Below are 14427 nucleotides of genomic sequence, written 5' to 3' on the forward strand. Positions count from 1 at the left end.
GCGATCTCATCACCTTTGTTCCTTCTTGGAGCTATTTATGACGACTGAACAAGACAAGAAAGCTGACGAATTCATTCCAATTAACCAAATCCTGAATGCCAAACCTCAGCTAGGACCGATTCCAGGAGAACAAGTAATTCCTTGGCTAATTATTACGATTGGTTCCTATATCGTCTGCCAAGTGCTTCTAAGTTTGGACTGGTGGGCAACTGGATTAGTTGGAATTTGGGGGTCAGCAACATGGTGGATTCTGACGGGTAACGAAAGCTGGCGGTTTTTGACCAAATTCTACAGAACTCCCAAATGGACGCGAGGGCATGTATCTCATACCAGTCTATTGATGCAAAGCCTTCTGAATTCTACTCCGCGCAAGCAACGCAGAAAACTTAGAAAACATCGAGTAGAACGATGAAACCAAAAGTTGGAAATCAACGAGTCACGCTCATCGAGAATAATCAAAAGCAGTCCGTGACGCTCAGTGCATTTGAAGACTTCAATGCTCTCGCAGGACTCGCTCAAATTGAACTCAAAGGCAGAAAGGTTGGCGTACAGATTTTGCAAAAAAGCGGAAGATACTGCTTTGTGTTCGGATTTACCTGTACTGGAGTTCACGACACGCTCCGACCCGATCAAATTCCTCCCACCCTCCGTAACTTTGAGGCTGCGCTCAAAGAACTCCCGATTGGAGAGAGAATGACGGTTCATCTCTCTAGTTTTACGAGCGATCGCGATCGTCAAAAGAACCTTGATGACTTGTTCAACAAAACGTCCTCTTCCGAATTGCGTCTACTGCTGATGAGCGAAAAAGCTAGAGCGCAAGAATTAAAGCAATCTGGTACTCGTAAGCCAAAGTCTCTCCACATCTACGTCACTTATACAACCGAACCAAATCAGAAAGTAAGTAGTGATGCAGATTGGATTGAGAAACTCCTTGCCAAAGGAATAGAAATCTGGGAAGTTTTCAAAGGCGAAGGGGATACTATTTTGCTTCAGCACCTTGAAGCTCTGTTGAATCGAGCTTTCACTGAAGGCTATTTGCGCTGGGAGCAATTGCTGAACATCAAAATGGGACTTGATATCAAGCCTATGAGTGTTAAGCAACTTTGGAAGAAACTTTGGTATCGCTTCAACTGGATTGAAGCCCCTCTAGTTCCTCAATATCTGGTTCTAACTGAACAAGGATTGCGTGAAGAAGTGAATAGTGATGTTCATGCTGCTACAGTTCTCATTCAGGGTGAATATGGGCATGAATGCGTTCCTCAAGCAGATCGACAATGGATCAGGGTGAAAGGAAAATATGTCGGTGTATTGGGCTTCAGTGCTAAACCCGCTGGATTCCTGAATCAGCAGGCTCAGCTTGGTTACTTGTGGGAAGCAATTTGTCGTCCTCACATTGTTGATACTGAAATTTGCTGCCAGATTACAGCCCGTGATACAACCCTGCTCAAAACTAATATGCAGCGAATTCTAAAGCAGTCGAATGTTGCATCCCAAGTTGCAGAGCAAGCACGATCGATAGATGTCGCGGCTCAAATCAAAGTTAAACGATCGGTCGATGCTCAGGCAAAGCTATATGAGGGTTACATTCCGGTCAATATTGCCACCGTCTTCTTGGTTTATCGTGATACAAAGTCTCAACTCGACGAAGCCTGCAAAGCTTTATCTGAGTGCTTTCAGCTTCCGGCTAAAGTCGTGCGCGAGACGGAAATTGCGTGGCGAATCTGGCTTCAGACTTTACCGACTGCTTGGGAAAAGCTATTGGGTGCGCCCTTCAAACGACAACTTACCTACCTTACAAATGAAGCACCTGGGCTAATTCCACTAACCTTGACAAACCCTGGTAATCAGACTGGATTTGAGTTGATTGCGGATGAAGGCGGAAGTCCCGTGTTAATCGACTTCATCAAGGAACATCGCAACATTGCTACGTTTGGAACTATGCGCTCTGGAAAGTCTGCGATCGTTGCTGGAATGATGACTCAATTTCTAGCAGAGAATCATCCGATCGTCTGTTTGGACTATCCCAAACCTGATGGAACATCCACTTTCACCGACTATGCTGAGTTTCTTAAACCTCGCGCAGCCTACTTTGACATCGGACGTGAAAGTAACAATTTGATGGAAATGCCTGATCTGCGGCATTTATCCGAAGAAGAACAGCAAGAGCGATTTGAAGACTATAAATCATTTCTTGAAGGTGCATTAGTGACGATGGTACTGCCAACCGCTCAGTATGATGCCATGTTGGAACAAACAGTGAGATCGCTCATTGGCAAAGCGTTGAACAATTTCTTCAAAGATCCAGACATTTCTCGTCGATACGCTGACGCACAAGCTCAGGGAATAGGCACTGCTGCATGGTCTTTAACCCCAACGTTAAAAGACTTTCTGGAATTCTGTACGCTAGACAAGCTCAAAATTGAATCAGATATCGGGCATATTCGCAGTGCCCAATCTCAGATTCTTTTGCAGCTAGAATACTGGCTCAATTCCCGAATTGGTCGCGCAATCGGTCGCCCTTCCTCATTCCCCACAGATGCTCAGCTATTAGTGTTTGCGCTTAGAAATCTGTCTAATGAAAATGAAGCGGCTGTTCTCTCGCTCAGTGCTTACTCGGCTGCATTACGCCGCGCTCTAGCTTCTCCTCGTTCGATTTTCTTTATTGATGAGTCTCCGATTTTGTTCGCGTTTAATACGATCGCACGATTGATCGGTCGGTTGTGTGCCAACGGTGCAAAATCTGGAATTCGTGTGTTTCTGTCTGCTCAAGATCCCGACACGATTATGAATTCGATCGCGGGTCCACAGATTATGCAAAACATGAACACTCGGCTGATTGGGCGGATTCAACCGCTTGCGATCGAGCCTTTCATCAAATGGCTGTCTTACGAACGTTCGATCATTGCCCGGAATGCCAGTGAGTCCTTCTTTCCAAAGCGGTCTGAACTCTACTCAAACTGGCTGTTAGACGTTGATGGCAGATACACCTACTGCCGCTACTACCCCAGTGCAGTCCAAATTGCTGCTGTTGCGAACAATCCTGATGAGCAAGCGGCTCGTGCACGAGTTTTGGCGCAATACCCAAACAACAAGCTTTTAGGAATGGCAAAGTTCGCAGAACAATACGTGACCGCAATTCGGAGCGGCACCAGTTTGGACGAAATCGGACAGACTCTTGATATTCATGCTGAAACAGTTTGTCCAGAGGTATTCACTGATGTCTCACACCACTCTTTCCAAACACCGCAAAATTAAATCTGCTACGCAGTCCAAGTTCAGATTGCTTGTCTTCATCCTAACTTTGGCAGTGCTGATTGGGAGCTTGTTTCCACAGTTTGCTAAAGCAAGTGTACTTGATGGGTTGTCCAGCACGATTGAACGAACGGTGAGACAAGTGACAGACAACGCAACAAATCCAGTTCGTCAAGTTGAAAATGCGATCGGACAAATTGAAGACACCGTTCAACGTCCTCTGAACGACCTCAATGATGCTGTCCAGTCTTTCTTCTCACCATTTGTTCAGCAGCTTCAGCAGTATTTTCAAATTTTTAACCATGTCTTTCAAGACTTGCTGGGCAACATTTTTGGAGAAGGTCGATATCCTTGGGATGAGCAATGGGGCGGAGGCATTCCCGCCAGAGGTGAGGAAAACAGAAAATCGGCAGATGGATCAGAGTTTCCGTCTGTAAGTAGTCCTGGTGTTATTTATGGTTCGCTGCACATTCCTGATTTTCTGAAGAGTCATCAAGTGATTGATCAACAAGTGTTGAATGCAGCAAAAGCAGGAACACCGTCACAAGCGGTTCAAAAGAGCGATCGCTTCAATAGCAATCCCGTTCCCCTTGCTCAGTCGCTTAAGTTTCAGCAAGATCGGCTTCAAAGCTATGGCATGGCAGCAACGATTCTCAGTACAGAAGGGCAGACCGCATTGAAGCAAGAAATGAAAGCCGCAACTGCGACGCTGCAAACGATTCAGCAGAAATCTCAAGAAGCTCAAAGCATGGATGTTACTCAAGATGCGATCAAGAATTTGACAGCGATTCAAGCAAATCAGTCTTCTCTAGTTGGGGGAAGCTATGCTCAACTCATGGCACTTCGTGCCCAAGACGCTGCAAATGCAGTTGTCACTTCCAATATCTCTGAAACGCTGGATGAACAAACTCGCGCTCGTCATGCTGAATCGATGGCGGCGGCTGATCATGTTTTGCGGGCTTCTGCGGGCTTCTATTTACCTGGATTGGTCAAATAGCCATAACTCATTTGTGCTACGCCATACTATCGTCGAATTTATTTTGTACGGTCAGTTCAATCCTCAATTAAGGGCATTATGTTCAATTCTCCTTTATTGGCAGTTGCGGGAGCCAGTCGAATTCTGCAAGAAGGACTTAATACAGGCACAGAAGTTGCCGCAGCCTGGAATAAGCACTGGTCAAATATTTTTGACAGTCCGCTCTATCACACGATCGTTTATTTTTCGGGAATTTTTGCGGCTGGGGCACTGGTCTTTTTCATGCTGCAACTGGTGAAACGGATGGTTCATGAGGAAGAGTATGGCACTGCTCTACAAAGTGTCGTTCTCGCTCTCATTCTCTGTGGATTGTTAGCCAGCAATGGTTTGTTTCTCTCGCGTTGTGTGCTGACTTTGCGCGGTGTAATGCACAATCTTTCTAATCAGGTTTTAGAAGTGTCGTTACTGGATACGAAAATTAAGGATGCGATCGCGGCTTCTTCTAATCAAGGTGCAATTGTCAGCGAAATCCGTGCCCAACTCAGTCAATGCTATGGAATGGTTGGGCAAAAGCAAATTATCTGTTTGGAGCAAGCGAGTAAGCAGGTTGAGGAAACGATCGGGGCTTACAAAAGTGAACTTCCAGCGATCGCAAATCTATTAGGGCCTGTTCGGGCAATTCAACGGGGAATTCAGGGTGAGATCGAGTCTGGAAATTCTCAGCTACAGAAAGGCGATTCAGGAAATGTCGTTACTGCTACTGGCGCAGCGATTACAGGGTTCTTGGGTGGATTTGTCGGCTCTGCCGCAGAGGAAACGGTTCGCCTCGTTCTATGGGCATTTCAATGGGCGTTTACCAATATTTTAGAAATTGCCATGCTGCTGACAGGACTCATTTCGCCTTTTGCAGTTGCTGGAGCATTCATGCTAGACGGCAAATCTTTGTGGGCATGGCTAACAGGATTTTTTGCATTGGGATTCGCGAAGGTCTCCTACAACATCATTGTAGGGTTAGCGGCTGTTGTAGTGGTGAATGCAGGCACAACAGACACGATGGGCTTTTTGGTAATTATGGCAATTTTGGCTCCTGCTTTGGCTTTGGCTTTAGCCGCAGGTGGAGGCATGGCAGTATTTCATACGATCAATAGCGGTGTCGTTTCAATGGGACTTTTGATGGCAGGACATTCGCCTCTAGGTAATCCAGTTCGCTACAGCAAGTAAATCCTGTCTTGATTTCGTTAGCGTTTACCTACCAAAGCTATGCAAATTCTCAAACATAAACAACGGTTTGATTCTTCTGCTATTCTTCCACTCTTTGCACTCAGCACGTTAGGTCTGCAAATTCTTCTGCTCTTGATTAGTTTGGGCAGCGCGATTAGTGTTTGGTCGATCGCACGTAAACCTGTTCCAGCAATGGTGCAATTGCTCGACGGTCACTCAGTTGCGATGGAGCCTGTCGATCCTCATCAGCGTACTCCTTCTATCATTCGTCAGTTTACCAAAGATTCTCTAGGATTGATGTTTACCTGGAGTTCTAAAATTCAGGGCAGTAATGTGAAGCCAAATGCGCCTGGTACAGTGAGAGATCCAGGTATTTCGATTGGAACAGGTCGAATTACCACTTCAAGTTGGCAAGCCTCGTTTGCGTTGCGAGAAGACTTCCGCAATGCTTTCCTAGAACAGGTTGCTAAACTAACTCCTTCAGATGTATTCAACGGCGATGCACAGAGCGTCTTGAGCTTTGAATCAATTTCTGAACCAAGGCTGATTAAGCCGGGAGAATGGCAGATTGATTTGGTTGCGAATCTATTGATTTTCGACTCTACTCATCCACAGGGTAATGCTGTTCCGTTCAATAAATCAGTTTTTGTCACTGCGATCGAACCCACTACCGATCCGCTTCCTGAGCATTCCTCACCGATTCAAAAAGCGGTCTATCATGTTCAAACTAGCGGTTTGCAGATTCGCGAGATTCGTGATCTAGACATTGAACAACTAAATCGCTAGAACTATGCAGAACCAATCTTCTGAATCCCTTCCTGAACAATCAATACAACCGCAAGATCCCTGGAACGAATTAGCAGAACTCGCTGCAATGACTGGATACCAGGTTGAGCCTCCTCCTGGTCAACATCGTACTAACGTAGCATTGCTCGATGATGAAGACCTAGAAGATCTGGAGGCAAATTCTGGAACTCAAACCCCGATATGGAGTAATCCACTTGCTAAAACTGCATTTGTTTCGACTTTGATGGCAACTGGACTTGGCTCGGTCGGGCTATTTATCTGGAGCTTGAATGGCAATTGGAACAAAACGCTAGATGATTCTAAGCCAGTTGCCACAGACGATGATGTAACGCCGAAGACTAATCCAGATCAAGCCGAAATCGGTCGTCTCAAAACAGTAACAGCTTTGGGAAGTCAAGCTCAAATGCTCAAGCAAGCTCCCAAAACACCCCCACGTTTAATGCCTTCTCCCAATAAACCCAAAGTTTCAAGACAGTCCAAACCTAATACTCCGTCAATCAGTTCAACTTCGATCGAACCCAATCCACCTGAAATTATCCCACTCGCCCCAACTTACACTCCAGCCAGACCAGTAAGTTTACCCGTCGCTGAGCGCCTACCAGAGTTTAGTAGAGCAGTTTCTCCTCAACCTGTTGATCCTCATGAGGCGTGGCAAAAAGCAGTTGCAGTTGGAAGCTATAAGCAAGATGACGATCGCGCTATTGCATCGACTCAACCGACGACATCCGTTGAACAATCAGCTCAGGTAGTTGCCGATAACCCGCGATCGCAAATTCAATCAATGACATCTGAACCAGCCCAGTTGATCGCAGATTCTCAGCGATCTCAGGAAGAAATAAATCCTATCTCGCAAGACACGACAATCGCTCATTCGGTTCGTTCCCATCAGCAATCGCGTTATGAAGCCGATGCTGAGGCAATTCTATCTGGTACGCCTCGCCATATTGTGGAGATTGCCCCAGGCACGATCTCGACTGCAAAACTAATCACACCTGTCGTCTGGGCACAAGATTTGAAAATAGAGCAACAACCCCAACGATTTGCATTGCAACTTTCTCAGCCTATTGCAGCAGCAGATGGATCTGTTGTGTTGCCTGCTGGATCAAAAATGATTGCGAAAGTTGATGCAGTTTCAAATAGCGGCATGATGCAACTCTCAGTGGTTGAAGCAGTCGTTCCAACTAGAAATGGTCATCAAGTTGTTGAAATTCCTGCGGGTTCATTGAATCTGATGGGGGAAGGTGGACAACCTCTAATGGCAAAGGAGCGCAATCCTCAAAAGAGCGAGATCGCAAGAAAAGATATTGCGATCTCATTAATGGGTGCATTAGAACAAGTGGGTAGCGTGCTGAATCAACCTTCCAACCAAACGACGACGACCAGCCCTTATCTTTCTACAACTTCGATGAGTAGAGGAAAGACGAATCTCTTAGGCGGAATTCTACAAGGCAGCTTTAGTAAGTTAACCGATCGAATATCTCAACGTCAGCAACGTCAAGTTGAAGAATCGCTACAACGTTCAAACTTCTGGTATATTCCAGCAGGTCAGACGGTTCAAGTCTTTGCAGCCTCAAGTGTGGAGGTATCTCGATGAAAACACTATTTCACACTTTATTACTTTTACCGTTTGCAGTTATGGTGTTTCAAGCTTATTCAGTTTCAGCACTTCCGATTGTTCAACGGATTTCTCAGTCTCAAGCACAAGGGCTGAGCGGAAACGGGACAACGGTTACGGTTTGGCTTGGCAATGGAACTAACATTGATTTCACTCGAACTGGAGAAACCATTCAGCGGGCGTGGTTGGATGATGCTCATGCGATCGCGCTAGAGTTTGACGCAGCCCTTGGTGAACGTGGAAACGCCAGCATTGTTCATCTTAAAAGAGTCACAGGTATTCACTTTCCCAATTTGCCTGAGACGCGCTCTACCTTGCTGACCGTCATTACGCGCTCTCCCTATGGAAAAAAGACCTACCTATTTGATGTGCGCTACGGTTCTGGTACTCCAAAATATGCCACGCTTGCAGTTATTCCAGATATTCAACCGTTGGCAGGGAAGGAAGAAACCGCAAATTGGAATGCAGTTGAGCGGGGTCTGCAACGTGCGCTCGCTCAACAACTAATCTCGGCTCAAAGTCCTCTCAACCAGCGAGTCCAAACTTTTCTGACGAATGTGCGAAATGGAATGCCGATACAGCAAGCCGCCGAGCAGGCGAAAGTATCTTTAGCAGTTGTTTCTAAGCTTGCAAAAATGGGAACTCATTCTATTTCGCGTCCTGCTTCTCTAATGCCATCCAGATAGTGACATTAGCTTGTATGAGAGCGTAGTTATGGCAAACAACTCGACAATTTTAGTTGACTCAAAACCTTCTCCAGTTAGCAATCAGTTAGGCGATTTGCTTACTGTTTTCAAGAGCGAGAATGGCTTAATTTTGCTCCTTGTGATCGCAGGCTGGTTAGCGCTTGCCTGGTTTGGCGATCGTGGAATCGGTAAAAAGAATCGCTTGGCAACTGCTCGATTTGCAGGCAGGAGAGAACGAGCGGCCGCTAGACGAAAGGCAATTCAGCAAATGAAAGAGCGCAAGCATAATGTTGTTGCCTTCAAAATCTATGAGTCTCTTTATTTGCCAGATGCTCAGCGTGGAATTGCAATATCAGGCGGTGCAGGATCGGGAAAAACTGCGAGTATGGTGTTACCGATCGCTCAGTCTGCGATCGCGCAAGAATTTCCGATTTATCTCTACGACTTTAAATACACAGAGCCTAACGATAGTCTAGCTTCTGCGGTTCTCCCAATGGCAGTTAAAGCAGGCTACAAAGTTCACATTTTCGCACCCGGAATGAGCGAATCTGAGATCTGTAATCCGCTAGACTTCTTGCTAGATGATATGGATGGTATGGCAGCGCGGCAACTTGCTTCGGTTATGCACAAGTGTATGCGATCAGAACACAAGGATGCTTCGGATGATCCATTCTTTTCGATCGCAGGAGATTTATTGATTCAAGCTGTTTTACTGCTGGCAAAGCAAACCAAATTTCCTGACATGATGATGTGTCAGGTCATTCTGGCAATGACTGATTTGCCAAAACGAATTCAAAATTCCAAACTGAGTAAACTAACCAAAAATACGTTTTCTCAATATCTTTCGGTGTCAGGTTCAGAGAAAACAGCCGATAGCATTCGAGGCACTGCACAAAATCTATTCGTCCCTTTCACAACTCCGGGACTGGCAAATGCTTTCTGTGACAAGACGACTGTCCCACTGACAATTACAGGTAAAACGTTAATTGTCATCGGGATGGACAAATCGATCAAAACAGCATTAGCTCCCTTTCTAACTGGAATTATGCAGATGGTTTTGGATCGTAACGTTGCGATCACACGTAAAGATCCATTAGTTTTTATCCTGGATGAAGCCCCAACGGTTGGCATTGATCTAGCTACCGCATTTGCGACTCAACGTTCAGCCGGAGCCGTCACAATTATGGGCTATCAGGATTTCGGGCAATTAGAGCAACGCTATGGAGAGTCGGTTGCCCGCACGATTCTTTCCAACTGTGCGACAAAAGCCTGGTTTAATCCGCAAGAACTCAAAACGGCTCAATGGTGCAGTGATTATATTGGCGAGGAGCAATTAAATCTTAAACAAAAATCGAAAGGACATAGTGGAGGTAAGGCAAGTACAAATATCTCTGAGAATGAGCGCACACGTAGACTCTATAGTTCTGATCAATTTCTACGATTGCCATCTGGCAAATGTATTTTGATTAATCCTGCGATCTCTGGACAAGATGAAGTCGGAATCCCAATTGCTCAGAAAATTAAAATCCCCAAAGTTGTTGAACAGCAGCAAACTTGGTCAAGACGAGTGTGGAATGCAAAAATCCGCGATCGCATGAGTCAACAAAGCCCACAGCCTAAACTAACCCGTGATGAGTTGCGCCTCTACACCGAACGCATGATTGAAGAACGCGAAAAAGAAGCAGAACGGATTTTGCCTCTCATTGACGCTCCTAAAAAGTCTGATAAGTCACAAATCGAGAAAATACAAGCAGCATTCTAGAACATTATCATGAGTTTTCCAGTTCAACCCCACAGCGCGGAGAAGGTGCAGCATGACATCAACATTGTCCTAGAAGCAATCTCCCGATTTCTGTCCAGAATTCAACCTCCTGAGTTGCCGAAAAAAGCGAGGGAGAATGGGCAAGTACATGATGCAGAAATCATTCCAGATGCTGAAGTTCTCCCTTCTCGCGATTCAGTATCCTTGAAAGGCAATGTTTCTCAGTTTCAACTAGCACCAGAAGTGCGGCTGCAACTCGGTAGCTCTTACATTGCAGTTCCACTTCCCAAACTGCGTCAAAACTTAGAACTATTACCATCGGAGCAGATCTCGACTTTAGCGAGCGCGATTTCCTCTCCAGCCCTACCTCCAGTAGATCATCAAGATGTGATTGAGGCAGAAGTTATTGATATTGAGATCGATGGGGTACGGTGCTTTCATCAAGAATATGGACAGATCACGAACAACCTACTTTTACCTGATAGTCAAACTACAACAGAGATTAATGATCAGCCCGTAACCGAGCTACGTTCAGTTGGCGAAGTTGAATCATTGACTGGGCAGGAGATAGGTGATCTCAGCGCATTGCATAACGAAGTCGTGCATCAAGCACCTTCTATTCGAGTAGAGCGTGATAAATATGGAAATATTAAAGGTAGTACAGCAATTCGAGCAGTTGTTGAACATACAGAAGATAAGCTGGAAGCAGATGCAGAATATCGAGTCGAGCATCCTCTAACTCCAGAAGCAAAAGTGGTCGTAGCTCAACTGCACGACTATTTTGAGAGAACTGGCGAGAAGGAATTAGCAGGTAAACAGGATTACGACATTCAAGTAGACAGCGATCGCATTCTCTTTATTCCCAAAAATAGTTCAGCAGAAACAGTCACAATTCAGGGTGAGCAGGCGACCTCTACTTCTTCAGCACGAATTGAGCATTTGATGGTGAGATTTGCCGCCGCATATGAAAGCCTTCAAACAATTGAGCAGAGCCATGATATTGAACTAACTCGTTAGAGAGGTGTAAGTAATGAGTACGAGCTTTCCAGATTGGGATGAATTGCAAGCAGGCTATGATGCTGAGGATAATTCTCTAGGTATACGAGAACAAGATCCAAATATTGAGTTGGATCGCATTTTCGAGGGTGCTTTGAATCCGGATTCGCTACTTTCTCAGTGGGGATTATCATTTAATGCGATCGCAGTTCTATCTCAACATTCAGAACTGGTCGATGAACTCTCAAAAGAACGCACTAAACCTTATTTTCCTGCTGGTTACACGCCTTCGCTGATTGAGATTTTCTGTGATGACGTTCTTTGCGTGCGCTACCAGCAAGGTCAGATTGCTTATCCCAATCTATCGCCTCAGCATTTTCCATTTATGGAAGTTCGGTTTGATGATCAGATGGCGTTATTTGTAATTGATGGTGAGATCGTTGTGAACCGTGTCGTTGCAATGGCAGAACTCGATCAAGTCTTGGGACGGCTGTAGGCAGAGGAGCGTGAAATGAAACAGACTTATTCACAACAAGTTGTAGATGCGATCTCTGACCTACGTGGAGTAGACGCAACTGATTTAGAACTACGAATTCAGTGCGGCAAGAACGGGCGGATCGTTTTAGGCAAGCTGGCTTCGGGAGAGCAGCGCGATGAGATCTACGAAGACCGAGCAAAGTTGATTCTATCTTCTTTGAAACACCCTGCAATTGACGGAATCGATTTGCTTGCTTACAGATGCCGCGTTCCCATACTTGAGATCTCTGACAAAAAAGAGATTCTATTCCGGCAAGAACGCGACGGAACCATTTCGATTAATGCCTTGTGCCAGGATGAGAAGACTCCTCCGTTAGTTGTTCCAGACTCTGAACCGCTTAACCCTGTTCCAACTGACTTGTCTGATAGCGATATTGTGACAGCAGCACGGCGAGTCGCTCAAGCAGCAGAGGAATTGATGAATCCGTTGCACCAGGAAGTTTCTACGACAATGGTTGCTGCGATCGGTGATTATCAACTCAATCTAGATCGTGATACTCTTACGATCTCTAAAGATGAAACTATTCTAGTTCAACTCATTGACGGTCAAATTCAGCCCTCTTCACACGCAACAACGACCGACGTTCAAGTGTTTGAAGGGTGGGCCAGGAATGCTGAGGGAGTTTGGGAAACGCAATCAGTTCCCCTGGAAGAGATGCCTCACTTCATGGCACAGACAGATGGATTAGAGGCTGCGAAACAGCAAATTGAACAACTCCCGGAGTCGAGTAGTAAAGCTTTCTTTAAAACTCTTTTCTCAGATTTGAGTAAGCAGGTTGTTCAGTCGGTTCAAAACACGCTAGATAGTGACCAATTCAAATCTGCTCAGAAAGTAGTTGTGACAGGTGCAAAGTCGGCTTTTCAGACAACTAAACAAGGCTTAGAAAGTGAGCAATTCAGAAGTTTTCAGAAACAGACTGTAGACGCATTGCAAGATGGCGCAGAAAAAGCGATCGAGACAACTGGGCACAAATTAGAGCAGGCAGGACAATGGTTAGCTGCGCGACCAGAAGCCATTCGTGAACATCGAGCCGCTCGATGTGTTTACGAACTGTTTGAACGAGGCTTTGCTCGAACTCAAGAGCAGCATTACAACCTGAATGGATTCAAGGTCGAGCTTCAGGGGCGAAACTGTTTCATTCTCAAGGATTCAAGTAATCAAGAAGTGCTCCGCTTCAAAGCAGAAAAGCTGCTGTTTGGTGAGCCTAAAATCACAATTCTCTCAAAAACAGAGGCGGGAATCACTCGCGAACAATATCGAGAGATCGACCAATTACGTCAGGAAGTTGAAAAGATACGAGGTAGCCAAACTGCCGAAGTACGACATACCGAAAAGAGTTCCGCTTTTGGTGCTGCTGCCCGAATGGTAGCAGAATTCAATGAGACAAAGGATTATAGCGGCAGGCATTATCGAATTGAGATTGGACAAGATTCCCTCACGATTACATCAAAAGATGGACGAGGCATCATTTATCAGCAACAGGGTGATCAGGTGCATTCAAGGCTAGAACAACAAGATTTTGGGCGATTTTCTCAAGCCATTAAAACGATCGAACAACAGCAAATAAATTCGTCCCAGCAACATCAAGTAGAGATTGGATAACTGAGTCTAGCTTATGTCAGTAGAACACAAGGAAGCTCTGATTAGAGCGTTCCACAGTTCATTATTGGAAGGAGAAAACTATGCCCGAATTCATCAGGCGAGAAGACAAGCTGAAGATATTTTGGCTCAACTCATTCCTCCCGGCAGTTCACTGACAAAGTTAGTTGATGAAGCAATGGAAGCAGCGGTGGTACGAGTTTCACCGTTGCTCATTCATCAATGTACAACCATTCACCAAGCGTACGATCGCTTAATCGATTTGCTTGATCGTCAACCGACTTTGGGCGTTCGCTCCTCGACTTCAGTTCTTCAGCAGGCATACAGCACACCCATTCCGATTGCCTACCTTGCTTCAACCCTAGCAGGCATCAATCCAGAAACAACAGTCTACGAACCCACGGCTGGAAATGGGGCATTGCTGATTACTGCTAATCCAGCGAGAACGATCGCAAACGAACTGAACCAAGATCGCTTTACAGAACTAACGAATCGAGGTTATTCTCGATTGACTCGGCAGGATGCTATCCACTATCATCCCCCAGAACAGGTCGATATTATGGTCTGTAATCCGCCATTTGGTTCTGTCCAAGGCGGAAATGGCAGGATTCGACGGTTTGAACTTCCAGGAAATCGAAGAGGAACGCGCCAGATCGATCATGCGATCGCTTTCAAAGCGTTAGAAGCGATCAAGGATGACGGTCGAGCCGTATTGATTCTCGGCGGCAAGCTAGGTGACGATGAAGATCTTCGCTCGAATCGTTACAACAGCATTGAGAGTCGAGGCTTCTTCTTTTCTCTCTATCAGCACTACAACGTCACGCAGCACTTTTCTATTTGGGGCAATCGGTAGTGTTCTAGATGTGTGGGCATAACGTTATACTGCTCGCCCGAACTCATGACGATTGATGAATAATCCAATCACAGTATCATGCATCTTCTCAGTCTTGGAAAAACAGATCGTCTTTCTGGCAA

13 protein-coding genes are annotated in these 14427 nt (G+C 45.6%); 12 read left to right on the forward strand and 1 reads right to left on the reverse strand.

The window, feature by feature from the left end:
• Positions 1-37: 37 nt before the first annotated feature.
• From J0L70_RS30595 to J0L70_RS30650, 12 genes are all read left to right on the forward strand, one after another.
• On the forward strand, positions 38-412 hold the full coding sequence (locus J0L70_RS30595) for a hypothetical protein (RefSeq protein ID WP_287457140.1): 375 nt from the start codon (positions 38-40) through the stop codon (positions 410-412).
• Positions 409-3255, forward strand: a complete 2847-nt coding sequence (locus tag J0L70_RS30600; RefSeq protein WP_287457141.1) for a putative type IV secretion/conjugal transfer ATPase — start codon at positions 409-411, stop codon at positions 3253-3255. The genes J0L70_RS30595 and J0L70_RS30600 overlap by 4 nt, the downstream gene beginning before the upstream one ends.
• Positions 3218-4249, forward strand: a complete 1032-nt coding sequence (locus J0L70_RS30605) for a hypothetical protein (protein WP_287457143.1) — start codon at positions 3218-3220, stop codon at positions 4247-4249. The genes J0L70_RS30600 and J0L70_RS30605 overlap by 38 nt, the downstream gene beginning before the upstream one ends.
• Positions 4250-4327: 78 nt before the next feature.
• Positions 4328-5449: a hypothetical protein gene (locus J0L70_RS30610; RefSeq protein ID WP_287457144.1), complete on the forward strand. Its 1122-nt coding sequence runs from the start codon at positions 4328-4330 to the stop codon at positions 5447-5449.
• A gap of 39 nt (positions 5450-5488) precedes the next feature.
• On the forward strand, positions 5489-6235 hold the full coding sequence (locus J0L70_RS30615) for a hypothetical protein (RefSeq protein WP_287457145.1): 747 nt from the start codon (positions 5489-5491) through the stop codon (positions 6233-6235).
• A 4-nt stretch (positions 6236-6239) separates the two neighbouring features.
• Positions 6240-7850, forward strand: coding sequence for a TrbI/VirB10 family protein (locus tag J0L70_RS30620; RefSeq protein WP_287457146.1), 1611 nt, complete (start codon positions 6240-6242; stop codon positions 7848-7850).
• A complete protein-coding gene (locus J0L70_RS30625) occupies positions 7847-8557 on the forward strand; it encodes a hypothetical protein (protein WP_287457147.1) in 711 nt (236 codons plus the stop codon). The genes J0L70_RS30620 and J0L70_RS30625 overlap by 4 nt, the downstream gene beginning before the upstream one ends.
• A gap of 28 nt (positions 8558-8585) precedes the next feature.
• A complete protein-coding gene (locus J0L70_RS30630; RefSeq protein WP_287457148.1) occupies positions 8586-10319 on the forward strand; it encodes a type IV secretory system conjugative DNA transfer family protein in 1734 nt (577 codons plus the stop codon).
• 9 nt (positions 10320-10328) lie between these two features.
• The gene (locus tag J0L70_RS30635) at positions 10329-11336 is read left to right on the forward strand and encodes a hypothetical protein (RefSeq protein ID WP_287457149.1); all 1008 of its coding nucleotides are present in this window, start codon (positions 10329-10331) and stop codon (positions 11334-11336) included.
• A gap of 13 nt (positions 11337-11349) precedes the next feature.
• Complete coding sequence (locus J0L70_RS30640) at positions 11350-11811, forward strand: hypothetical protein (RefSeq protein WP_287457150.1); 462 nt, start codon at positions 11350-11352, stop codon at positions 11809-11811.
• A gap of 15 nt (positions 11812-11826) precedes the next feature.
• Complete coding sequence (locus J0L70_RS30645; protein ID WP_287457151.1) at positions 11827-13455, forward strand: hypothetical protein; 1629 nt, start codon at positions 11827-11829, stop codon at positions 13453-13455.
• 13 nt (positions 13456-13468) lie between these two features.
• A complete protein-coding gene (locus J0L70_RS30650) occupies positions 13469-14305 on the forward strand; it encodes a hypothetical protein (protein WP_287457152.1) in 837 nt (278 codons plus the stop codon).
• Between the two features lie 24 nt (positions 14306-14329).
• Here the strand turns inward: J0L70_RS30650 and J0L70_RS30655 are convergent.
• A partial coding sequence (locus tag J0L70_RS30655; protein ID WP_502711026.1) for an IS1 family transposase occupies positions 14330-14427 on the reverse strand: 98 nt, incomplete at its 5' end.

The sequence above is a fragment of the Leptolyngbya sp. UWPOB_LEPTO1 genome (assembly GCF_017302695.1).
GTDB classification, from domain to species: Bacteria; Cyanobacteriota; Cyanobacteriia; order Leptolyngbyales; family Leptolyngbyaceae; genus Leptolyngbya; species Leptolyngbya boryana.